Source organism: Pseudogemmobacter faecipullorum (assembly GCF_020539525.1).
Taxonomy (GTDB): domain Bacteria; phylum Pseudomonadota; class Alphaproteobacteria; order Rhodobacterales; family Rhodobacteraceae; genus Pseudogemmobacter; species Pseudogemmobacter faecipullorum.
Genome location: NZ_JACDXX010000010.1, coordinates 136,828 through 159,723, shown reverse-complemented (window position 1 = coordinate 159,723; position 22,896 = coordinate 136,828). Strand labels below are relative to the sequence as shown.

Below are 22,896 nucleotides of genomic sequence, written 5' to 3'. Positions count from 1 at the left end.
TTATCTGAAGGGAGTTAAAATGCTGAGAATTGCCCTGATCGGCTGCGGATTTTTTGCCCGGAACCAGATGTTTGCCTGGCGCGATATTGAGGGGGCCGAACTGGTCGCCATCTGTGACCAGGATCCGGCGCGTCTGGCCCGGGCCGGTGAGGAATTTGGCATTGCGCGCCGCTACAGCGATGCGGCAGCGCTGTTTGCCGCGGGCGGCTTTGACATTGTCGATATTGCCACCACCGTCGGCTCGCATCATGCGCTGGTCGCCCAGGCGGCGCAGGCCGGGGTGCATGTGATCTGCCAGAAGCCATTTGCCCGCAGCCTTACCGAGGCGCGCGAGATGGTTGATATGATTGAAAAAACCGGCAAGCTTCTGATGGTGCATGAGAATTTCCGCTGGCAATCGGCGGTCAGGCGGGTGATCGATCTGCTGCGCGCCGGTGAGATTGGCGAGGCGTTTTTCGGCCGGATCTCGTTCCGCTCGGGCTATGATGTCTATAGCGGCCAGCCCTATCTGGCCGAGGGCGAGCGGTTCATCATCGAAGATCTCGGCATCCATCTGCTGGATATTGCCCGGGCTTTGTTTGGCGATGTCAGCCGGATCTCGGCCACGACGCGGCGGGTCAATCCGGCGATCCGGGGCGAGGATGTGGCGACGATGCAGCTTTTGCATCTAGGCGGTGTCACCTCGGTGGTGGATTGCTCCTATGCCACGCGTCGCCAGGACGAGACCTTTCCGCAAAGCCTGATCGAAATTGACGGCACTCTGGGCAGCCTGCGCCTTGACGCGGGCTACCGGCTGACCCTCAGCCGACCCGGCGCGGCCCGGCAGGAGGATGTCAGCCCGCCGCTGCTGGAATGGGCCGAGCGTCCCTGGCATAATATTCAGGAAAGTGTGCAGCTGATTCAGCAGCATTTCATCGACTGTCTGCACCGTGGAGAGGCACCCGAAACCTCGGGGCGCGACAATCTGCAGACCTTTGCCCTGGTCGAGGCGGCCTATCTCTCGGCCCGCGAGGGGCGCGCGCTCGCGCCTGACAGCCTGTGAGCGAGGCCCTCGCACTTTACGGCACCAGCAGCCCGGTGCCCGAGGCCAGGCTGATCCGGCATGGCGCACTCAGCCTGGTGCTGCAGGACGGCGCTTTGCGCCATATCCGGCTGGGTGAGGTCGAGATGATCCGCCAGATTGCCTTTCTGGCCCGCGACCGGGACTGGGGCACGCTGGTGCCGCAGGTCAGCGAGGCCAGGCAAACCGGGACGGATGACCAGCTGGAGCTGCAGTATCAGCTCAGTTTCAGCAATGGTGATGCCCGGCTCGCGACGCAGATCAGCCTCGTGCTTGCGCCGAACCGGCTGCAGATCCATGCCAGCGGCCGGGTTGAGGGCCGGTTTGAAACCAATCGCGCCGGTTTCACCCTGCTGCATCCGATCGAGGGGGTGGCCGGTGCCCCGGCCCGGCTGACCCGTTCCGATGGCAGCGTTACCGCCGGGGCCTTCCCCTGGAGGATCGCCCCCTGGCAGCCGTTCATGGATATTGCCGCGCTGGAGCATGAGGCAAATGGCCTGCGCCTGCACTGCGCCTTTGCCGGCGATGTCTTTGAAATGGAAGATCAGCGCCAATGGGGCGATGCCTCGTTTAAAACCTATAACCGCCCGCTCGCTTTGCCCTGGCCCTATCATCTCGAGCCGGGCGAGGCGCTGGAGCAGAGCATCACTCTGAGCTGGGAGGCGGCCCCCGCCCGCCCGGCGCAAGCGATGCGCCCGCCCTTGCCGCCGGGCCTGCGCCTGCCCGAGCTGGCGCTGGTGGTGACGGCGGAGGAGGCGCGCCATCCGCTGGCCCTGCCAGCGCTGGAGCGGGTCCGCCCGCAGCGGCTGCTCTGTCATCTCGACGCGACTTCCGGCCCTGAGATTGCCGCTCAGGCCCTGGCCTTTGCCGATCTGCAGCGCCACGCGCCCGGAGCTGCCTGCGATCTTGAACTGATCTGCCGGTTTGATCGCCGCCAGAGCCCGGATGCCGAACTGGCGGCGCATGCAGCGGCCATCCGTGCCTCGGGCCTGATCCCGGCCTCGGTCTTCGTCTGCGCCGCGGCCGATCGCCAGTCAACGCCGCCCGGCTCGGCCTGGCCAGACTGTCCGCCCGCCGCTGAGATCCAGCGCGCCACGGCGCGGCATTTTGGCGACCTGCCGCGCGGCGGTGGCATGGCCAGCTTCTTCCCTGAACTGAACCGCAAGCCTGAGGTTGCCGCAGATCCGGATTTTGCCTTTATCACCCATGGGCTTTGCCCGATCATCCATGCCGCCGATGATCTGTCGCTGTTTGAGACGCTGGAGGCGCTGCCGCATATCGCCGCCTCGGCGCGGGCGATTGCGGGGCAGCGCGGCTATCGCATCGGGCCCTCGAGCATTGCGATGCGGCAAAACCCCTATGGCAGCCGTGTAATGCCCAATCCCGGGCCGGGCCGGGTGCCCATGGCGGGGGATGACCCGCGTCACCGCGCGGCGGCGGGCGCGGCCTATGCCTTTGGCCTGATCACCGCGCTGCTGCCCTTCGGCATCAGCTGCTGGACCCCGGCGGCTCTGCTTGGCCCGCGCGGCGTGATGCAGCAAGAGGGGGACGACTGGCCGCTCACCCGCCTGCTGGCTGAGCTGGCCCGCCTGGCGGGACGCGAGGTCACCCGGGCCGAGATCCTGAACGGCATGGCCTGGCTGGAATTCGGCCCGGTCAGACTGCGCGCCAATCTGCGGCCCCAGCCGCAGGAGGGCCTCGCAGCCTTTGCCTGGGAGCGGCTGGGCTGAGGCAAGGGAAACCGGACAACCCCCGGTAACTCTGCCGCTCTGCGGAAGAAAAACCCTTGCTCCTCAGCCGTCGCTTCGTGATCTGATGCGCAGAAATGCCCGGCCAACGCGCCGGGCCGTTTCGCATGAAGGGGCCGCGCATGACGGATGAACACGCCGAACTGATCCATAGCTCGCTCGACCAGGGGGTGCTTGAGATCAGGCTGAACCGGCCCGAAAAGATGAACGCCCTGAATGAGGCAATGCATCTGCAGCTGCGGGCCGCGTTTCAGCGCGCCCATGATCAGCCTGAGATCCGGGCGGTTTTGCTGACCGCAGCCGGGCGGGTCTTCTGCTCGGGTCAGGATCTCGGCAAGCGCGATCCGCGCCAGGGCGGGCCGCGCCCTGATCTCGGCCATTCGCTGGAGACCTTTTACAACCCGACGATCCGCCTGATCCGGGCGCTGCCCAAGCCGGTGGTCTGCGCGATGCAGGGCGCCGCCGCCGGGGCCGGGATCAGCCTCGCCCTTGCCTCTGACATTGTTCTGGCAAGTGAAAATGCCCGGTTTGTTCTGTCGTTTGCCAGGCTCGGCCTGATCCCGGATGCCGGGGCGAGCTGGTTTCTGGCCCGCCTGCTGGGTGAGGCGCGGGCAAAAGCAATTGCGCTGAGCGGCGAGCCTGTTTCTGCGCCAGAGGCCGAGCGCCTGGGCCTGATCTGGCGAGCGCTGCCAGAGGCCGGGCTGCCGGGTGAGGCACGCGCACTTGCCATCCGGCTGGCCGCGGGGCCGACGCTGGGCATTGGTTCGACCAAGATCCTGCTGCAGGAGGCTGCGGCCAGTGACCTTGACGCCCAGCTGGACCGCGAGCGTGATCTGCAGCGCGTCACCGGCTTCAGCGATGATTATGCCGAAGGGGTGACCGCTTTTCTCGAAAAGCGCCCGGCTGAATTTCAGGGCCGCTGAAGGTCACGCATCGTCCTTCCGCAGAGCGGAACAAAAAGCCATCATTTCACTTTGACCTTCGGGCCTTGCTGCAGTCTGTGAATGCAAAACGTGCAGCATATCAGGAGCAGGGGATGCAAGCAGAGCTTCCGGCAAAAATCGGGATTGTGGGTGCGGGCGCCATGGGCGCAGGCATTGCCGAAATCGCCGCAGCGAAGGGGCTGCCCGTCACGCTGATCGATGCGCGCGAGGGGGCAGCCACCGCCGCTGTCGCAGCCATTCTCGCCCGCGCTGCGAAACGCCGCGATGCCGGCAAGCTGGATGCGTCGCAGTTCGCGCTGCTGCAGGGCGCGCTGAGCGCCGGGGAGGGCCTTGCCGCTCTCGCCGGGGCCGATCTGGTGGTCGAGGCGATTATCGAGGATGCGGCAGCAAAACAGACCCTGTTTCAGGAGCTGGAAACCCTGCTCGGCCCCGATGCCATTCTGGCCTCGAACACCTCCTCGCTGCCGATCGGCGTGATCGGCAAGGCGCTGCGCCATCCGGAACGCTTCGCCGGGCTGCATTTCTTTAACCCGGTGCCGCTGATGAAGCTGGTCGAAGTGATCCCCGGCCCGCGCACCCGCCCCGGGGTGATTGCCTGGCTGATGGCACTGTCGCAGCATCTCGGCAAAGAGCCGGTCGAAGTACGCGATACCCCCGGCTTCCTCGTCAATCATGGCGGCCGGGCCTATCCGACCGAAGGGCTGATGGTGCTGCAGGAGGGTGTGGCCAGCCCGGCGGAGATCGACGCTGTCATGCGCGATTGCTGCGGCTTCCGCATGGGTCCGTTTGAGCTGATGGACCTGACCGGGATGGATGTGAATTTCACCGTCTGCGACTTCCTGCACAAAAGCTATTTCGCCGAACCCCGGCTGCGCTCGACCCCCTATCACCGCTATATGCTGGAAACCGGGCAGCTGGGGCGCAAAACCAGACAGGGCTTCTTCTCTTACGCGGAAGGGGCGGTGCCGCCCTCGCCGGATTTCAGCCCTGAGGCCCGGCCCGCCGCGCAGGTTACACTGGCCGAAGATACTGCCGGGCTGCGCGGCTTTGCCGGGCTGCTCAAGGCCGAAGTGCTGGCCGTGGATGATGGCCGCAGCCCGATCCTCGGCTTCCCGCTGGGCGAGGATGCGGCGGGCTATGCCGCGCGGCTTGGCCTCGATGCGACGCGGCTGGTCGCCGCCGATCTCGCTTTCGATCTGTCGCAGCGGGTGGTGCTGATGACGCCGGTCGGCGCGGATCCGCAGCACCGTGAGGCGGTGGCGTCAGCCATCATCGCAACAGGGCGTAAGGTGACGCTGATCGCCGATTCCACCGGCTTTATCGCGCAGCGCCTGGTGGCGGCCCTGGCAAATCTGGGCTGTGAAATGGCGCAGATGGGCCTGGCCTCCCCCCTCGATATCGACAAGGCGATGCGTCTTGGGATGAATTACCCCAAAGGACCGCTGGAATGGGTCGAAACGCTCGGCGCGGGTCCGATGCTGCAGATCCTGACCAATATCCACGCGCTGAGCGGCGATGACCGCTACCGGCCAAGCGCCTGGCTGCGCCGCCGTGCGCAGCTGAACCAGCCGATCCACCGGATCTGAGCAAGGTGAAACGGGGCCGCTCTGGCCCCGTTTTTTACATCAGCTCAGCCACTGCCTCGCGCAGCACCGGTGTCAGCACGCTGCGCATATGGGCCTCGGAGATCGAGCCGGTCGAGAAGGGAATAGTGATTGCCGCCTGTTCATGCGGGGTTGCTATGCCGATTGCCACCCCGCCGATGCCGCGACGCCAGGTGTCACGCGAGACCGAGACCTGATTGCGCAGGGCAGCCTCCAGCGCGGCATTAAAGGCGGCGACATTACCGTTCTGCTGCGTCAGCTGGCTGCGGATCCGGCTGGTCAGCTGACGGCGCTGTTTCTCGGGCATGATGGCCAGCAAAGCCGGTCCGGCGGCCGAAGTGGCAATCGGCAATCTGCCGCCAACCGAGAAGCGCACCGCCAGCAGATCAGAGCCCGCCACCACCTGGACAAAGGTCACATAAAGCCCGTCACGCACACAAAGCGCCACGGTCTGGCTGGTCTTTTCCGCAACCGCCCGCAGCACTGGGGCAGCGCGGTCAATCAGCGCGATCCCGGTCAGAACCGAATAGCCAAGGTTAAGACTTTTCGGCGTCAGCTCATAGGCGCGGCCGGTTTCACTGTGCCGCAGATAGCCCAACCGCATAGCGGTATAAGTCAGCCGGCTGATGGTCGAGGGCGGCAGATTGGTCGCTTTGGCTAAATCACCGTTGGTCATGGCATTTTTATGCTTCGAAAGCGCCTCAAAAATCTGCAGTCCGCGGGCGAAGGCCTCGACGAACTGGCGGTCCTGTTGTGTCATATTTCCCCCCATCCTTCCGCTATGCGGAATGAACCCTGATGAATCGGCATTGCAGATTCCCGGCCGAAAATCCAGTGTCTGCGCCTGAGGAGGCCCGGTTTTTTCGGGTTCGGAAATATCTGGAGGGGAAATGCTCACCGGCGATATGCTGAGGCGTTCTGCGGAACGCTTCCCGAATAAACCTGCGATTTTGTGGCAGGATCAGGCGATCAGCTATGGCGATCTGCATCTTGATGCAAACCGCTTTGCCAATGGTCTCCTGGGGCTGGGCCTGGCCAAAGAGGCCAAGGTTGCCATCCTCAGCCGCAACCGGATTGAATATGGCACCGTCTTCTTTGGCACCGCCCGTTCCGGTGGCGTGATTGTCAATATCTCGGTGCTCTATACCGCCGATGATCTGGCCTATGTGCTCGACAAGGCGGATGTTGAGATCCTTGTTTACGAGGATGTCTTTGCCGAACGTGTGGCCCAGGTGGCAGCGCGGCTGCCGCGCATCCGTCACTATATCAGCCTCGGCGCCGATCAGCCCGGCGCGACCGGCTTTGCCGCTTTCATCGCCGGGGCTTCTGCCGAAACCCCTGCGGTTGAGATCGCCGAGGATGATCCTTTCTGCATGACCTATACCGGCGGCACCACCGGGCGCCCCAAAGGCGTTCTGGCCAGCCATCGCAACCGCGTGATCACCGCCCATACGGTCATGGTGCATGAGAATATCGATGAGCGCGATGTGGTCGGCATCGTCACCCCACTGTTCCATGTCGCGGCGCTGAATATCATGTTCCAGCCCGCTATCCTCGCCGGAGCGACCTGCAGCTTGCAGACCAAATGGGATGTGGCTGAATTCGCGCGCATGGCGCAGCGGACCGGCATGACCGCCTGTTTCATGGTGCCAACCCAGGTTGCCATGGTGGTGAATGATCCGAATTTCAGTGCAGCCAATTACCTGCACTGGGAAAAGCTCGGCTTTGCCGGGGCGCCGATGCCCGACTGGGTGCAGCGCGACCTGATTGAAAAGCTGCCGGCGCTTAAACTGACGCAGATTTATGGCCAGTCCGAGGTCGGGGTGATCACGGTTCTGGGCCACTGGCATCTGCCCGAGCGACTCGGCTCGATCGGCAAGCAGGCCTATAATACCGATCTTGCGGTGGTTGACCCGGAAGGCAATCCGGTCCCGGCCGGTGAGATCGGCGAGCTGGTGGCGCGGGGCGCCAATGTCATGCTCGAATATTACAATGAGCCCGAGCAGACCGCGAAATTCTTCCGCCATGGCTGGGGCTGGACCGGCGATCTGGCGGTGATGGATGAAGAGGGCTTTGTCACCCTCGTCGACCGCTCCAAAGATATGATCATTTCGGGCGGCGAAAACGTCTATCCGAAAGAGATCGAAAACGCGATCTACGCTCTGCCCGAGATCGGGGAATGTGCGGTCTTCGGGATCCCCGATGACAAATGGGGCGAAGTACCCGCCGCCTATATCCAGCTTAAGGCCGGAACCAGCCTGAGCGTGGAACAGGTGGATGCCCATTGCGAAATCGCGCTGGCGCGCTTCAAACGCCCGCGACTGGTCAGATTTGTCGAAAGCTTCCCCAAAACGCCAATCGGCAAAATCCAGAAAAACCTACTGCGTGAACCCTATTGGGCCGACCGGGAGAAAAACATATGACCGTCGATTACTCGAATTATCAGCGCCTGAAATTCGACTGGCCGGATGCGGGTATCCTGCGGGTCACCATGGAGAACCCCGGCCGCCTGAACTCGGCCGACCGGATCATGCATGGCGAACTGTGCCGGGTCTGGCGCGATATTGACGCCGATCAGAATGTGCGCGCGGTGATCATCCGTGGTGCGGGCGAGGCGTTTTCCTCGGGCGGCGATCTCGATCTGGTGAAAGAGATGACCGAAGATTTCCACACCCTGACCCGGGTCTGGAAGGAAGCACGCGATCTGGTCTATAATATCATCAACTGCTCGAAACCGATCGTCTCGGCGATGCAGGGCCCGGCAGTGGGCGCGGGCCTCGTGGCAGGGCTGCTGGCCGATATTTCCATCGCCTCGCGCACCGCGCGGATCATTGACGGCCATACCCGGCTTGGCGTCGCGGCGGGCGATCATGCTGCCATCGTCTGGCCGCTGCTCTGCGGCATGGCCAAAGCGAAATATTACCTGCTGCTCTGCGATGCGGTTTCGGGCGAAGAGGCCGAGCGGATCGGCCTGATCTCGCTGGTCACCGAAGATCACGAGCTGCATGAAAAATCGCTGGAAGTGGCGCGCCGCCTCGCGGCCGGTTCGGCCACGGCGATCCGCTGGACCAAATATTCGCTGAACAACTGGCTGCGGATGGCGGGGCCGACCTTCGACACATCACTGGCACTCGAATTCATGGGCTTTACCGGCCCGGATGCCCGCGAAGGCCTGCAGTCGCTGCGCGAAAAGCGGCGCCCCAGCTTCACCGATATCTGCCCGCTGTAAGGTTCTGCTGTCCATGAGAGAAGCTTTTATCTGCGCCGGTGTGCGCACGCCGATCGGCCGTTTCGGCGGCGCGCTGGCCGCGGTCAGGCCGGACGATATGCTGGGCATGGTGCTGCGCGAGCTGATCACGCGCATGCCGGACCTGGATCCCGAGGCGATTGACGATGTCTTTGTCGGCTGTGCCAACCAGGCGGGCGAGGACAATCGCGATGTCGCCCGCATGGGCGTCCTGCTGGCCGGTCTGCCGCAAAGCGTGCCCGGCACGACGCTGAACCGGCTCTGCGGTTCGGGCCTGGATGCGGTCGGCCTTGCCGCGCGCTCCATCATCTCGGGCGATGCCGAGGTGATCATTGCCGGTGGCGTGGAATCGATGACCCGCGCCCCCTTCGTGATGGGCAAGGCGGAAAGCGCCTTTTCGCGTCAGGCGGAGATTTTCGACACCACCATCGGCTGGCGCTTCGTCAATCCGGTGCTGAAACGGCAATATGGCGTCGATTCCATGCCGGAAACCGCTGAGAATGTCGCCGAGCGCTTCAATATCAGCCGCGCCGATCAGGATCTTTTCGCCTTCACCAGCCAGCAGCGCGTGGCCGCAGCCCAGGCTGCCGGGCTTTTCGATGCCGAGATCATGCCAGTCAGCCTGCCGCAGCGCAAAGGTGAGCCGGTCGTCGTCAGCCGCGATGAGCATCCGCGTCTGACCGCGCTGGAGAAACTGGCACAGCTGCCGACCCCGTTCCGTCAGGGCGGTTCGGTCACAGCAGGCAATGCCTCTGGGGTGAATGACGGGGCCGCGGCGGTGCTGATCGCCTCGGCCGCGGCGGTGAAGCGCTTTAACCTTACCCCTCTGGCCCGGGTCACGGCACTGGCCACCGCCGGGGTGGAACCGGCGATCATGGGCATGGGGCCGGTGCCCGCCACGCAGAAACTGCTGGCGCGCCTTGGCCTGACCATCGCTGATTTCGGCCGGATTGAGCTGAACGAGGCCTTTGCGTCTCAGGCGCTTGCCTGCCTGCGCGCGCTTGGCCTCGCGGATGATGCCGCGCATGTGAACCCGCAGGGCGGCGCGATTGCGCTTGGCCATCCTCTCGGCATGTCTGGCGTGCGTCTGGCCCTGACCGCCGCGCTTGGCCTGCAGCGCTCCGGCAGCGGCCGCGCGCTTTGCACCATGTGCGTCGGCGTCGGCCAGGGCATCGCGCTTGGCCTGGAGGCCGCGTGATGGAGAGCACCGATAAGGATCTGGTCACCATCGAGGACCAGGGCGCGGTGGTTCTGCTGCGCCTGAACCGCCCCGAGGTGCTCAACGCGCTGAACATGCCGCTGCGGCGGCGCCTGGCTGAGATCTTTGAGGGCTTCACCGATGGCGGCACGCTGCGCGCCGTGGTGCTGACCGGCGATGAGAAAAGCTTCGCCGCCGGGGCCGATATCGCCGATATGGCGGCCATCGGCACGGTGGATATGTATCTGCGCCATAATGAGCGGCTCTGGGAGGCGGTTGCCCGCTGCCCGGTGCCGGTGATTGCTGCGGTGAATGGCTTTGCACTGGGCGGCGGCATGGAGCTTGCCATGCATGCCGATATCATCATCGCCGGAAAATCGGCCCGCTTCGGCCAGCCCGAAGTGAAAGTCGGGATCATGCCGGGGGCAGGGGGCACGCAGCGCCTGTTGCGCGCCGTGGGCAAGTTCAAAGCGATGCGGCTTTGCCTGACCGGCGAGATGATCGGCGCCGATGAGGCCTGTGCCATGGGTCTGGTCAGCCAGGTGGTCGAGGATGATCAGGTGCTTGCCGAGGCCATGGCCTTTGCCGGCCGGATCAGCCGTATGCCGGCCATTGCGGTCAATCAGATCAAAGAAGTGATCCTGCATGGTCAGGACGCCCCGCTCGGAGCGGCGATGGCACTGGAGCGCAAAGCGCTGCAGATCCTGTTCTCGACCGAGGACAAAAACGAGGGTATGGCGGCTTTCCTGGAAAAGCGCCGTCCCGATTATACCGGCCGCTGAGCGCAAAAGGGGAGGGATGACGATGGATCTGGGGATTGCGGGCCGGGTGGCTCTGGTTCTGGGCGGCACCAAAGGCCTCGCCTTTTCGACGGCGCGCCATCTGGCCGGGGCCGGGGTGCAGGTCATGCTGAACGGGCGCGATGCGGCTTCGGGTGAGGCGGCTGCCGCCTCGCTGGGCGGCGGGGCCATGTTCTTGCAGGGCGATGTCTCCGAGCCGGGCGTGATGGAGCGGATCCTGAACGAGACCCGGGCCAGAGCGGGCCGGATCTCGATCCTCGTCACCAATGCCGGGGGCCCGCCCCCCGGCCAGTTCACCGATCATGATATCGACACCTGGCGCCATGCGCTCGAGGTCAATATGCTGTCAGCGATCAGCGCCACGCAGAAACTCCTGCCCGATATGATCTCGGATGGCTTTGGCCGCATCGTCAACATCACCTCCTTTGCGGTGAAAGAACCCTATCCCAATATGGCGCTGGCCAATGCCGTGCGCTCGGGGCTGACCGGGGCAATGGCCACCCTGGCGCGCGAAGTGGTGCAGCATGGCGTCACCGTGAACAATGTGCTGCCAGGGCTGATGGCGACCGGCGCGCTGGATCGGGTGATCCGGGCCAGAGCCGCGCGCGAGGGGATTTCCGAGGCCGAGGCCGCCACGGCCATGGCGGAATCAGTCCCGGCAAAACGGCTCGGAACCGCCGAGGATTTCGGGCCGGTGGCGGCTTTCCTGTGCTCGGCCCATGCCAGCTATATCACCGGTCAGAATATCACCGTCGACGGTGGTCTGGTGCGCGGCCTGCTCTGACTCTCTTCCGCACTGCGGAATGCTCTGCTGCAAAGTCCTGATGCTCGCATGCCGGAAAGCCAATATATTCAGGACAATGAGAGGGAGGAACTCATGAAGACTTTTGCTTCGTCGCTGGCCCTTATGGCCGCCGGCGCAACCATGGCGCATGCCGATATTTCTGCAGATACCGTCAAAATCGGCGTACTGACCGATCAGAGTGGCGTCTTCTCGTCGCTGGCCGGAACCGGCTCGATCGTGGCGGCTGAAATGGCGATTGCCGATTTCGGTGACAGGCTGGGCAAGCCGGTTGAGCTGGTCTCGGCCGATCACCAGAACAAGGCCGATATCGGCACGCAGATTGCCCGCCGCTGGTATGATGTCGAGAATGTCGACCTGATCGTCGATGTGCCGAATTCCTCGGTGGTTCTCGCCGTGCAGGAACTGGCGCGTGAAAAGGACAAGGCGCTGATCGTTTCGGGGGCCGGCACGGCCAGCCTGACCAATGAGAACTGCTCGCCCAATGGCATTCACTGGACCTGGGATACCTATGCGGTCGCGGTTTCGACCGGTAAGGCGATGGTCGAGCAGGGCGGCGATAAATGGTTCTTCCTGACCGCCGATTACGCCTTTGGCCATACGATGCAGAAAGACGTGACCGCCGTGGTGGAAAGCGCGGGCGGTGCGGTTGTCGGCAGCGCGATTGCGCCGCTGAACACGGCTGATTTCTCGACCTATCTGCTGCAGGCACCCTCAGTCGGGGCCAATGTCATCGCGCTGGCAAATGGCGGCACTGACACCATCAACTCGCTGAAACAGGCCCAGGAATTTGGCCTGAACCAGCAGTCGAAACTGGCTGGCCTCGCCATCTTCCTGACCGATGTGCATTCGATGGGCCTCGAAGCCGCTCAGGGCCTGTTCCTGACCACCGGCTTCTACTGGGACCGCACCGATGAGAGCCGCGCCTGGTCGCAGCGTTTCTTTGAAAAGCATGGCGCCATGCCGACCATGTCGCAGGCCGGGGTCTATTCGGCGGTGACCCATTATCTGAACGCGGTGGCCGAGATCGGCGATGACAGCGCAAAGCCGGTGATCGCGCAGATGAAAGCCACCCCGGTCAATGACTTCTTCGCCACCGACGGGGTGATCCGCGAAGATGGCCGTATGGTCCATGACATGTATCTCGCCCAGGTGAAGAGCCCGGCTGAGAGCAAGGGGGCCTGGGATTACTATAATATCCTTTCGACCGTCCCGGGCGATCAGGCCTTCCGTCCGCTCGATCAGAGCGAATGCCCGCTGGTGAAATAAGGCTGAAACGGCAGCGGAGCGCCCCGGGCGCTCCGCTCTCCCGCTGTGCCCGAATGTGAAATGAGAGACAGAATGCCGGATGATTTTGTTCTGAAAGCCTCGGGTCTGACCAAGGATTTCAAGGGGTTTCGCGCCGTCGACAATGTTAATCTGAACATTCGTCGCCATTCGATTCATGCGCTGATCGGCCCCAACGGGGCTGGCAAATCGACCTGCTTTAACCTTCTGACCAAATTTCTGACCCCGACCGCCGGAACCATTACCTTTGAGGGCCGCGATATCACCCGGATGTCGCCCGGGAATATCGCCCGCGCCGGTCTTGTGCGCAGCTTCCAGATCTCGGCGGTGTTCGGCTCGATGACCGCGCTTGAGAATGTGCGCATCGCCCTGCAGCGCCGCCGTCATGGCGACAGCTGGGATTTCTGGCGCAGCGAAAAGGTGCTTGCGCGGCTCGAAGCCGAGGCGATGGAGCTGCTTGAGGCCGTGGGCATGAGCGCCTTTGCCCGGCACCGGGCCAGCGATCTGTCCTATGGCCGCAAACGCGCGCTTGAGATTGCCACCACCCTGGCGCTTGATCCGAAAGTGCTGCTGCTCGATGAGCCGATGGCGGGCATGACCCAGGAGGATGTGACCCGGATCACCGCGCTGATCGCCAAAGTGGCTGAGGGGCGCACCGTGGTCATGGTGGAACATAATCTCTCGGTGGTCTCGACGCTTTGCGATCAGATCACGGTCCTCGCCCGCGGTGCCATTCTGGCCGAGGGGAAATACGAGGATGTCTCGCGCGATCCGCGCGTTATCAATGCCTATATCGGGGTGCCCAATGGCTGAGAAACCTGCTGGTCCCGCCATGCTTGAGGTCCGCGACCTTGAGGCCTGGTATGGTGAAAGCCATGTGCTGCATAAGGTCAGCTTTGATATCCGGGAAGGTGAAGTCGTCACCATCCTCGGGCGCAACGGCGCCGGAAAATCGACCACGATGAAAGCGATCATGGGGATGATGAAGCGCCGCCAGGGCGCGGTGCGTCTGCGCGGCCTCGACCTGATCCGCGCCACGCCGCGGGCGATTGCAAAAGCCGGCATCGCCTTTTGCCCCGAGGATCGCGGCATCTATTCCAGCCTGACGGTTGAGGAAAACCTGATGCTGCCGCCGGAGGTGGCCGAAGGCGGGATGAGCGTGGCCGAGATCCACCAGCTCTTCCCCAACCTCGCCGAACGCCGCCGCAGCCAGGGCACGCGCCTTTCAGGCGGCGAGCAGCAGATGCTGGCGATCGGCCGGATCCTGCGCACCGGCGCCCGGCTCCTCATGCTCGATGAACCGACCGAGGGCCTTGCCCCGGTGATCGTGCAGCAGATCGGCGCCACCATCCGCCAGCTGAAACAGCGCGGCTATACCGTGCTGCTGGTCGAGCAGAATTTCCACTTTGCCGCGACCGTGGCGGACCGGCACTACGTGATGGATCACGGCCAGGTCATTGACATGATCCCGAATGCCGAAATTGCCGCCAATACGGCGAAACTGAATTCTTATCTCGGGGTCTGAGGAGAGCCATGCTCATATTCGGTATACCGCTTCAGCTGCTGTCGACCCAGATCCTGCTGGGTCTGATCAATGGCGCTTTCTATGCGATCCTCAGCCTTGGCCTTGCGATCATCTTTGGCCTGCTGAACATCGTCAATTTCGCCCATGGCGCGTTTTATATGATGGGGGCTTTCGGCGCGCTGTTGCTGCTCGATCATTTCGCCATCAATTACTGGGTGGCGCTGATTGTTATGCCGCTGGCCATTGGTCTGATGGGCTGCATCGTCGAGCGGCTGATCCTGCGCCGGCTCTATGAGCTCGATCATATGTACGGCATGATCCTGACCTATGGCATGGGCCTCGTCATCGTCGGGCTGTTTCGCAATCAATATGGCGCGACCGGCCTTCCCTATGCGCTGCCCGCCGCTTTGCAGGGCGGGGTGAACCTTGGCTTCATGTTCCTGCCGATCTCGCGCGCTTTCGTGCTGGTCGCTTCGGTGGCGGTCTGCCTCGCGACCTGGCTGATGATCGAGAAGACCCGGCTCGGCTCCTGGCTGCGCGCCGCGACCGAGAAACCGGCGCTGACCGAGGCTTTCGGGATCAACGTGCCGATGCTGATCACCCTGACCTATGGCTTTGGCGTGGCGCTGGCGGCTTTTGCCGGAGTGCTGGCCGCACCGATCCAGTCGGTCAATCCGATGATGGGGGCCGATCTGATCATCGTGGTCTTTGCCGTGGTGGTGATTGGCGGCATGGGCTCAATCTCGGGCGCTATTCTCACCGGCTTCATGCTCGGGCTGATCGAGGGGCTGACCAAAGTATTCTGGCCCCAGGCCTCGACCACGGTGATCTTCGTCATCATGGCAGTCATCCTTCTGCTGCGCCCGGCCGGGCTGTTCGGAAAGCAGGCATAAGATGGGACATCAGACTATGACATTTGCCGCTGAACCGGGCAAAGAGACGCCGCTCGGCATTGCGAAAAGCCATCAGCTGCTGTTTGTGCTGCTGGCAGCGCTGCTCTGCGCCGGACCCTTTATCGCCTATCCGCTACTGGTCATCAAAGTGCTGTGCTTTGGCCTTTTTGCCATGTCGCTCAATCTGATGCTGGGTAATCTGGGGCTTTTATCCTTCGGCCATGCCGCCTATTTCGGCATTTCCTCCTATGCGGCAGCCCATGCGGCAAAGGTCTGGGGGCTGACGCCGGAACTGGCGCTGCTTTTTGCGGTCGCGGTCTCGCTGCTGCTCGGCGCGATCTTCGGCGCGCTGTCAGTACGCCGTTCCGGGATCTATTTCGCCATGGTCACCCTGGCCTTCGCGCAGATGATCTATTTCTTCTCGCTTCAGGCCCCCTTTACCGGCGGCGAGGACGGAATTCAGAACGTGCCGCGCGGCGCATTATTTGGTGTCATTTCGCTGCAGAATGACCTGAACCTCTATGCCATGGTCGCCATCCTCTTCCTGCTGGCGGTGCTGGCGATCTGGCGCATCACCTATTCGCCCCTCGGCCAGATCCTGCGCGCGATCCGCGATAATGAGCCGCGCACAATCTCGCTTGGCTATCGGGTCGAGCGCTATAAATGGCTGACCTTTGTGCTGGCGGCGGGCTTTGCCGGTCTTGCCGGCGGGCTGAAGGCGATCTCCTTCCAGCTGGCCAGTCTGACCGATGTCTATTGGGGCATGTCGGGCGAGGTGGTGCTGATGGTGATGATCGGCGGTATGGCGAGCTTCTTCGGCCCGCTGATCGGGGCGCTGCTGGTGATCTGGATGCAAAATGAACTGGCCGCTTTCGGGGCCTGGGTCACCATTATGCAAGGCGTCGTTTTCATGCTCTGCGTGCTTTTGTTCCGCCAGGGCCTGCTCGGCACAATCGCCGAAAAGCTGCGCCTGCGGCTCTGACCCCGGCCTGAAGGGCGCGCTGCAGATCCGAAAAAGCCCGCTCTCCCGCGAGAGCGGGCTTTTGCATACCAGCTGAGATTGTGAAAGTCCGGCCTACACTCCTTTGGCGCGATGCGACGCAGCTGATCGCCACAGGCCTCTGCGGGGCGGCGTGCCATATTGACCGTGGAGACCACGCCCTCAGACATAGTTACCGGATCGGTCAGGAGGGGCTTGCCATCGGGACTGGCGCAGCTTGCACCGATCGTGCTGACAACCCTGCTCTGCTCCCCGGGGTCGGGCCCCTCCGAAACTGGATTTCTCAGCCTTTCAGCAGGGACGCAGGCCGGACAGGCACTGCGCCAGTCTCAGCAGCCGGCGGTCGTGATACCAGGGAGCGGTCAGCTGCACCGCGACCGGCAGTCCGGCTGTGGTCTGCCCCCAGGGCAGGGCAATGGCGGGATGACCCGTCAGGTTATGCGCATAGGTAAAGGGATACCAGGCACCGCGAATGGTGCCTGAAATCTTGCCGTCGATCTCAATCTCACCCATCGGGTCATAGCCAAGCGGCAGCGGCGGCGCGGTCAGCACCGGCGACAGCAGCACATCAAAGCGCTGGAAATGGCGCTGCATCAGCTGGAAAAGCTGGCTGCGCGAGGCCGCCGCCTGAGCAAGCTCCACTGCCGAAAGCGCCAGTCCCTGGCGGGAGGTTTCCACCAGAGAGGGCGCCACCAGCTCTTCGCGGCCACGAAATGCAGGCTCGGCCCTGGCGGCAAGCCCGGCGCGCAGGATGGTCAGGAAGGTGTCCTCAAAGCTGCGGAAATCCAGATCGGCCTCTTCAACAATCGCCCCCTCAGCTTCAAGACATGCTGCCGCTCCCGCGGTGATCGCAGCCGTCTCACGCTCGATCCTTGCCCCCGCGGTCGGAAGCCAGCCGACCCGAAGCCCTTGCAGCGGACGCAGATCATCAGGATGCAGCTGCGCCGCAGCCTGGCCCCAGGGGTCCAGATCAGAAGCGCCCTGCATCACCTCAAAGAACAGCGCCGCATCCTCGACGCTGCGCGCCATCGGCCCGGCATAGGAATTGGCGCCGAAAAGATCCGGCACACCGAGATGCGGGATCACGCCAAGGGTGGCTTTCATCCCCACCACCCCACAGCAGGCGGCAGGGATCCGGATCGAGCCGCCGCCATCGGTGCCGATCGACAAGGGCCCCATACCTGCAGCCACTGCCACCGCAGAGCCAGAGCTTGAGGCGCCCGCCGTCACGCCCGGATCGATGGGATTAAGGGTCAGCCCGCTCAGCGGCGACCAGGCGGTCTGGGCATGGCCATATTCCGGCGTGGTGGTCTTGCCGATCATCACCCCGCCCGCCGCGCGCGCGCGGGCGACGGAAGGGGCATCTGCGGCGGGAATATGATCCGCAAAAAGCTTTGAGCCCATGCTCGTCCGCACGCCCTTTGTTGGCAGCAGATCCTTAACCGAATAGGGGATGCCATGCAGCGCCCCGAGCGCTTCACCGCGCATCACCGCCGCCTCGGCCGCTTTTGCCTCGGCGCGTGCCTCCTCTGCGGCGACGGTGACAAAGGCATTCAGCTCTGCCCTCTCCTCAATACGACGCAGCGCCGCTTCCGTCACCTCGCAGGGCGAGACCTCTTTGCTGCGGATGGCATTGGCGAGCGCGCAGGCATTCAGATCGGCAAGATCAGCCATGGGTGGTTCTCTCCTCAGAGCATCCAGTTTCCGCCATCGATCAGCAGGGTCTGACCGGTGATATAGCGGGCCTCAGAACTGGCCAGGAAGGCGGCGGCAGCGGCAACGTCTTCGGGCGTGCCGACGAAGCCGACCGGGGTTTTTGCGATAATGTCTTCGATGATCGCGGCTGGCATGGCGGCATGGGCTGCCGTGCGGATGGCCCCTGGCGCAAGCGCATTCACCGTGACGCCAAAGGGCGCCATTTCCCGCGCGAGCGAGCGGGTGAAGCCAACCAGCCCCATCTTGGCGGCGGCGTAATCCGCAAGGCCCGGATTGCCGGTAAAAGCCGCGAGGCTTGACATATTGATGATCCGCCCGCCGCGCGCCTGCAGATCCCCGGCGCAAAGCCGCGTCATCCGCATCGCCGAGAAGAGCGAAATTTCCATCACGAAGCGCCAGACTTCTTCTCGCGAGCGGTGGAAAGGTGCGGCCCGTTCCCGCCCGCTCTGGCCGAGGTTGTTGATCAGGATATCAACCGGACCAAAGGCGCTGAGCACGGCGGCGTGGAATGCTTCCGGGACACCTTCGGTGAGGAAATCCGCCTCATGCAGATACCAGCGCTCGCCCTGCGGCAAAGCCGAGACATCGCGGTCTGTCACCGCCACGCGGGCCCCTTCCCGGTGCAGGCGCTGCGCAATGGCGGCGCCGATGCCACCGCCGCCGCCGGTAATCAATACGGTTTTACCGTCGAAACGGGAGAGAGGCTCAGCCAAATCATGCACCTTTCAGTGGAAAGTCCGGCCACCATCCACCGCAAGCGCGACGCCGGTGACATAGGAGGCCTCATCCGACAGGAGCCAGAGGATGGCAGCGGCAATTTCATCCGGATCTGCGATGCGCTGAAGCGCATAGCGGGCGCGCACGGCCTCAAGCCGGGCCACGGCTTCTGCCTCATCGCTGCCGATAGAGGAACGGAAAAGCGGTGTTTCCACCGCGCCGGGACAGACGCAGTTCACCCGGATCCCCGCCTCTGCCAGCTCCATCGCCAGCGATTTTGAAAACATCTGCAGCCCGGCTTTTGAGGCGGAATAGGCGCTGCGGTGTTTCAGCGGCACAAGCCCCGCCCCCGAGGACAGATTGACGATCGAGGCGCGGCCGGAGGCGCGCAGAAAGGGCTCAAAGGCGCGGGCGAGCTTCATCGCCCCGGTCAGATTAACGCCGATGATCCGCTCCCAGGCGTCATCGGTTATGTCCTGAAGCGGTGCCACCAGATCAATTCCGGCGGAATTCACCAGCCCGTCGACGCCCCCCAGGGCCTCAGCGATTTCCGCGCCCGCCCGGCCAAGGGCCGCCGTATCGGTGATATCCGCCGCCCGGACCGTCACATCCGCGGGCAGCAGGGCGAGCGCAGGCCCCGCCAGATCGAGGACCGCAACCTTTGCCCCCGCAGCCCGCAGCCGGATCACGCTGGCAAGGCCGATGCCCTGGGCACCGCCCGCCACCACGATGCGGCGCCCTGCAAAACCGCCGCTCACGCCGCTGCCGCCTGCAGGCGCGGCCGCATATCCGCGACCATCTCATCGCAGCGCCCGATCCAGACATCTCCCTTGTCACGGGCGCGCTTCAGCAGCTGCTCAAGCGCCCAGAGCCGCGAGGGCTGGCCGATGATCTGGGGATGGAACCCGATCATCATCATGCGCTTTTCCGCATGCAGCGCGTCAAGCTCCAGGTTCCAGGCCTCAGCCACCGCGGAAGGGGCCTGCATGGTGCGCCCTGGCAAAGCGATGGAATACTGGAAGAAGGGCGCGTCATCGAGCACCCAGCGGAACGGCAGTTCCACCAGATCGGTCTGCCTGCCCTTGACCACATGCAGATAGGGCGAGTCATCATCGAAGAAATTCGATGAATATTCAAAGCCATATTCCAGCATTAGATCCATCGAGATATCAGACAGCTCCGCCGCCGGCGAGCGCCAGCCTTTCGGGGCCTGACCGGTGACGCGGCGGATGGCCTCAAAGCCGCGCTCCATCTCTTCGCGCTCTTCGTCATGGCTGAGCGTCAGAATCCAGCGGTGCGAATAGCTGTGATGCGCAATCTCATGCCCGGCCTCCAGGATACGCTCCATCAGCGCGGGGCGCTGTTCGACGACCAGCCCCGGCACGAAGAAGGTGGTCCTGGCCTCATAGTGAGCGAGCAGTTTCAGGATCCGGTCCGTGCCGACCTTCCAGCCATATGCGCCCTGGGACATCATGACCGGCCGCCGGGCATAATCGGGATCGCGGCCGGTCCACATGGTCTCAGCATCAAGATCGAAGGTCAGGAAAAGCGGAAAGCCCCGGCTGGTAAGATGCATCTGTCGTCCTCAGGCGAATTTGTGAAAGCCGGTCCAGCGCTCTGCCACAAGAAGCACCAGCGCGGTTGCCACGATGAGAAGGGTGGAAATAGCTGCGACCGAAGGGTTCACCCCCATTTCAACCGAGCTGAAGATCAGGATCGGCAGCGTGGTCTGCTTCGCCGAAGCGAGGAAAATCGTCACCGGCACGTTTTCCATCGAGGTCACAAAGGCAAAGAGCGCGCCTGCAACCAGCCCCGGTTTGATAAGCGGCAGCGTGACCAGCCGGAAGGTGGTCAGGCCATTCGCCCCAAGGCAGCGCGCGGCCTCCTCGACCGAAAGATCAAGCCCCGACAGGCTCGCCAGGACCGAGCGCAGGATATAGGGCACGGTGATGACAACATGGGCGATGATCAGCACGAGGAAGCTGCCGCGAAACCCGGTCAGGGTAAAATATTGCAGCATGGCGACCCCCACGACGACCGAGGGCACCACCAGGGGTGAGATCAGCAGCGAAGTGATCGCCTCGGAGCCCGGCAGCACGCGGCGGAACAGGGCATAGGCCGCAGCCACCCCGAGCAGCAGCGACAGCCCCGTCGAGGCACAGGCCAGGATCAGACTGTTTTTGAGCGCGCGCAGATAGGTCGGATCCGAAAGGACGGCCTCATACCATTTCAGCGTGACCCCCTGGGGCGGGATGGTCAGATAGCTCGTCTCGCTGAAAGAGGCGAGAATGACCACCAGAACCGGGATCTGCAGGAAAGCGAGAACCAGCAGGGCCAGAGCGGTGACAGAGCGGGTCGGGGGAAGCGTATTCATGCGAGGCCAGCCCATTTTCTGGTAAGACGGCTCGACCCCCAGATGATCAGCAGGGTCATGCTGACCAGGGCAAAAGACAGCGCCGAGCCGCTGGGCCAGTCAAGAAGTTGCATATATTCGTCATAGATCAGGGTCGCCATGACCTGATAGGAGGGCCCGCCCAGCATCCGCGGCGTCACCAGCGCCGAAATGGTCAGCACGAAGACCAGAATAGAGCCGCTGATGATCCCTGGCGCCGTGAGCGGCAGGGTGACCGACCAGAAAACATGGGTGCGCGACGAGCCGAGGCTGGAGGCGGCGGCCTCCACATCGCGGGGCAGATTCTGCAGGGCCGCCACCAGCATCAGCACCATGAAGGGCAGATAGATATGGCTCAGCCCGATCAGCAGTCCGGTCATATTGAACATCAGCTTCAGCGGGCTCTCAATCAGGCCAATGTCGATGAGCAGGTTGTTGACGATGCCCCGGCTGCTCAGCAGCACGATCCAGCCAAAGGAGCGGACCACCAGGTTCAGCATCAGCGGAAAAATCACCAGAAGGGTCAGCGCCAGCCGCCAGCGCGGATTGCCGCGCACAATCAGATAGGCCACCGGATAGCCCATCAGCAGGCAGATCACCGTCACCGCAACCCCGAGAACAAGCGTTCTCAGCACCACTTCCAGATAATATCCATCAGTCAGAATACGGGCGTAATTTTCCAGCGTGAAGCTGCCGGGGACCACACCCTGGCCCGGCAGATATTCGCGAAAGCTCGTCGGAATCAGCAGCAGAAGCGGCACAAAGAAGGCCAGTGTCAGCACCAGCAGTAGCGGCGAGGCCAGAAGCCAGGCAGAGCGGCGCGGCGTCACGGTCACACCTCCTTCGGCAGCAGGATTACATCGCGGGGATGCAGGCTCAGCCAGACGGTCTCTCCGGCGCCAAGGGCCGCCGCATCCGCGGCCGATGGCACATCGACGACCAGTTCGGCACCGTTCGCGAGCCGCACCACAAGCTGCACCAGCGGGCCCGAGAAGGAGCGCAGAACCACCTGCCCCTGCAGGGCGGCATCGACCGGCGCAGGATGCACCTGCAGGGCTTCCTGACGGATGAAGGCTTCCGCTGCACTGCCATCGGGCAGATCCGTGGCCTGAGCGCGGATTACCAGATCGCCGCCAAGCGCAAGACTGCCGCCGCGCATTACCCCGCTCACCCGGTTGGGCTTGCCGATAAAGCTGGCGACAAAGGCATTCACCGGCCGGTGATAGATCGCTTCGGGCGCCGCCAGCTGCTGGATGACGCCGTTATACATCACGCCGACCCGGTCTGAGAGGCTGAGAGCCTCAGCCTGATCATGCGTCACGAAAAGGGTGGTAATCGCCAGCTCGCTCTGCAGCCGCTTCAGCTCAATCTGCATCTCATCGCGAAGCGATGCATCGAGATTCGAGAGCGGCTCATCAAAGAGCAGAACGCTCGGACGCGGCGCAATGGCGCGGGCCATGGCCACACGCTGCTGCTGGCCGCCCGAAAGCTCGCGCGGATAGCGGCTGCCATAGCCCGACAGGCGCACCATCTCCAGCGCCTCATTCACCCGGCGGGTGATTTCAGCGGCCTCAGTCTTCCGGCGGCGCAGGCCAAAGGCGACATTGTCAAACACGGTCATATGCGGAAAGAGCGCATAGGACTGAAACACAAGGCCGATATTGCGCTTATCGGGCGGCAGGCGGGTTACCTCGCGGCTGCCGATAAGGATCTCACCGCTGCTCGGTTCGAGCAGACCTGCCACCATGCGCAGGATTGTCGTTTTGCCACAGCCCGAAGGTCCGAGTAGCGAGACGAACTCACCCTCGGCAATTTCAAACGAGGCGCCCCGGACCACCTCGGTTTTTCCATAGCGCTTCACAACATTGCGCAGGGTGAGATTACTCATTCGGATGTCTTTCAGGCGCAGACGGGCAGGCCCGCAGGTGCGGGCTTGCCGGACAGGGAGTTCAGTCTGGGATTG

22 protein-coding genes are annotated in these 22,896 nt (G+C 63.5%); 14 read left to right on the top strand and 8 right to left on the bottom strand.

The window, feature by feature from the left end; translation table 11 throughout:
• The first annotated feature begins 19 nt into the window (after window positions 1–19).
• From H0485_RS12370 to H0485_RS12355, 4 genes are all read left to right on the top strand, one after another.
• Window positions 20–1,042, top strand: coding sequence for a Gfo/Idh/MocA family protein (locus H0485_RS12370; protein ID WP_226935981.1), 1,023 nt, complete (start codon window positions 20–22; stop codon window positions 1,040–1,042).
• Window positions 1,039–2,790, top strand: a complete 1,752-nt coding sequence (locus tag H0485_RS12365) for a D-apionate lactonase family protein (RefSeq protein WP_226935980.1) — start codon at window positions 1,039–1,041, stop codon at window positions 2,788–2,790. The genes H0485_RS12370 and H0485_RS12365 overlap by 4 nt, the downstream gene beginning before the upstream one ends.
• A 140-nt stretch (window positions 2,791–2,930) precedes the next feature.
• Window positions 2,931–3,731, top strand: coding sequence for an enoyl-CoA hydratase-related protein (locus tag H0485_RS12360; protein WP_226935978.1), 801 nt, complete (start codon window positions 2,931–2,933; stop codon window positions 3,729–3,731).
• Window positions 3,732–3,844: 113 nt separating this feature from the next.
• Window positions 3,845–5,338, top strand: coding sequence for a 3-hydroxyacyl-CoA dehydrogenase (locus tag H0485_RS12355; RefSeq protein WP_226935977.1), 1,494 nt, complete (start codon window positions 3,845–3,847; stop codon window positions 5,336–5,338).
• Window positions 5,339–5,372: 34 nt separating this feature from the next.
• Here the strand turns inward: H0485_RS12355 and H0485_RS12350 are convergent, their stop codons facing one another.
• Window positions 5,373–6,116: an IclR family transcriptional regulator gene (locus tag H0485_RS12350; RefSeq protein ID WP_226935976.1), complete on the bottom strand. Its 744-nt coding sequence runs from the start codon at window positions 6,114–6,116 to the stop codon at window positions 5,373–5,375.
• Between the two features lie 130 nt (window positions 6,117–6,246).
• Here H0485_RS12350 and H0485_RS12345 point away from each other — a divergent pair, with 130 nt between their 5' ends.
• From H0485_RS12345 to H0485_RS12300, 10 genes are all read left to right on the top strand, one after another.
• Entirely contained in the window at window positions 6,247–7,779 is a 1,533-nt protein-coding gene (locus H0485_RS12345) for a class I adenylate-forming enzyme family protein (RefSeq protein ID WP_226935975.1), read from the top strand.
• Complete coding sequence (locus H0485_RS12340; RefSeq protein ID WP_226935974.1) at window positions 7,776–8,585, top strand: enoyl-CoA hydratase/isomerase family protein; 810 nt, start codon at window positions 7,776–7,778, stop codon at window positions 8,583–8,585. Before H0485_RS12345 ends, H0485_RS12340 begins: the two co-directional genes overlap by 4 nt.
• A gap of 13 nt (window positions 8,586–8,598) precedes the next feature.
• Complete coding sequence (gene pcaF, locus H0485_RS12335; protein WP_226935973.1) at window positions 8,599–9,801, top strand: 3-oxoadipyl-CoA thiolase; 1,203 nt, start codon at window positions 8,599–8,601, stop codon at window positions 9,799–9,801.
• Window positions 9,801–10,583 carry an enoyl-CoA hydratase-related protein gene (locus tag H0485_RS12330; protein ID WP_226935972.1) on the top strand — a complete coding sequence of 261 codons (783 nt, stop codon included), beginning with the start codon at window positions 9,801–9,803 and terminating at the stop codon, window positions 10,581–10,583. The genes pcaF and H0485_RS12330 overlap by 1 nt, the downstream gene beginning before the upstream one ends.
• A gap of 16 nt (window positions 10,584–10,599) precedes the next feature.
• A complete protein-coding gene (locus H0485_RS12325) occupies window positions 10,600–11,385 on the top strand; it encodes an SDR family oxidoreductase (RefSeq protein WP_226935971.1) in 786 nt (261 codons plus the stop codon).
• 93 nt (window positions 11,386–11,478) lie between these two features.
• Entirely contained in the window at window positions 11,479–12,672 is a 1,194-nt protein-coding gene (locus H0485_RS12320) for an ABC transporter substrate-binding protein (RefSeq protein ID WP_226935969.1), read from the top strand.
• A gap of 72 nt (window positions 12,673–12,744) precedes the next feature.
• The gene (locus tag H0485_RS12315) at window positions 12,745–13,503 is read left to right on the top strand and encodes an ABC transporter ATP-binding protein (RefSeq protein WP_226935967.1); all 759 of its coding nucleotides are present in this window, start codon (window positions 12,745–12,747) and stop codon (window positions 13,501–13,503) included.
• Entirely contained in the window at window positions 13,496–14,215 is a 720-nt protein-coding gene (locus H0485_RS12310) for an ABC transporter ATP-binding protein (RefSeq protein ID WP_226935965.1), read from the top strand. Before H0485_RS12315 ends, H0485_RS12310 begins: the two co-directional genes overlap by 8 nt.
• Before the next feature lie 8 nt (window positions 14,216–14,223).
• On the top strand, window positions 14,224–15,108 hold the full coding sequence (locus H0485_RS12305) for a branched-chain amino acid ABC transporter permease (protein WP_226935963.1): 885 nt from the start codon (window positions 14,224–14,226) through the stop codon (window positions 15,106–15,108).
• 1 nt (window position 15,109) lies between these two features.
• Complete coding sequence (locus tag H0485_RS12300; RefSeq protein ID WP_226935961.1) at window positions 15,110–16,090, top strand: branched-chain amino acid ABC transporter permease; 981 nt, start codon at window positions 15,110–15,112, stop codon at window positions 16,088–16,090.
• A gap of 309 nt (window positions 16,091–16,399) precedes the next feature.
• Here the strand turns inward: H0485_RS12300 and H0485_RS12295 are convergent, their stop codons facing one another.
• From H0485_RS12295 to H0485_RS12265, 7 genes are read right to left on the bottom strand one after another with little or no spacing between them, the layout of a single operon-like run.
• Window positions 16,400–17,782 (bottom strand): amidase, encoded by a 1,383-nt coding sequence (locus H0485_RS12295; RefSeq protein ID WP_226935959.1) that lies wholly within the window; start codon window positions 17,780–17,782, stop codon window positions 16,400–16,402.
• 14 nt (window positions 17,783–17,796) lie between these two features.
• Complete coding sequence (locus H0485_RS12290; RefSeq protein ID WP_226935957.1) at window positions 17,797–18,537, bottom strand: SDR family NAD(P)-dependent oxidoreductase; 741 nt, start codon at window positions 18,535–18,537, stop codon at window positions 17,797–17,799.
• A 12-nt stretch (window positions 18,538–18,549) separates the two neighbouring features.
• Window positions 18,550–19,299 (bottom strand): SDR family NAD(P)-dependent oxidoreductase, encoded by a 750-nt coding sequence (locus H0485_RS12285; protein ID WP_226935955.1) that lies wholly within the window; start codon window positions 19,297–19,299, stop codon window positions 18,550–18,552.
• Window positions 19,296–20,117, bottom strand: coding sequence for a polysaccharide deacetylase family protein (locus H0485_RS12280; RefSeq protein WP_226935953.1), 822 nt, complete (start codon window positions 20,115–20,117; stop codon window positions 19,296–19,298). Before H0485_RS12280 ends, H0485_RS12285 begins: the two co-directional genes overlap by 4 nt.
• A 9-nt stretch (window positions 20,118–20,126) precedes the next feature.
• Window positions 20,127–20,915 (bottom strand): ABC transporter permease, encoded by a 789-nt coding sequence (locus tag H0485_RS12275; RefSeq protein ID WP_226935951.1) that lies wholly within the window; start codon window positions 20,913–20,915, stop codon window positions 20,127–20,129.
• A complete protein-coding gene (locus tag H0485_RS12270; RefSeq protein WP_226935949.1) occupies window positions 20,912–21,763 on the bottom strand; it encodes an ABC transporter permease in 852 nt (283 codons plus the stop codon). Before H0485_RS12270 ends, H0485_RS12275 begins: the two co-directional genes overlap by 4 nt.
• A gap of 2 nt (window positions 21,764–21,765) precedes the next feature.
• Window positions 21,766–22,821 (bottom strand): ABC transporter ATP-binding protein, encoded by a 1,056-nt coding sequence (locus tag H0485_RS12265; RefSeq protein ID WP_226935947.1) that lies wholly within the window; start codon window positions 22,819–22,821, stop codon window positions 21,766–21,768.
• Between the last annotated feature and the right edge of the window lie 75 nt (window positions 22,822–22,896).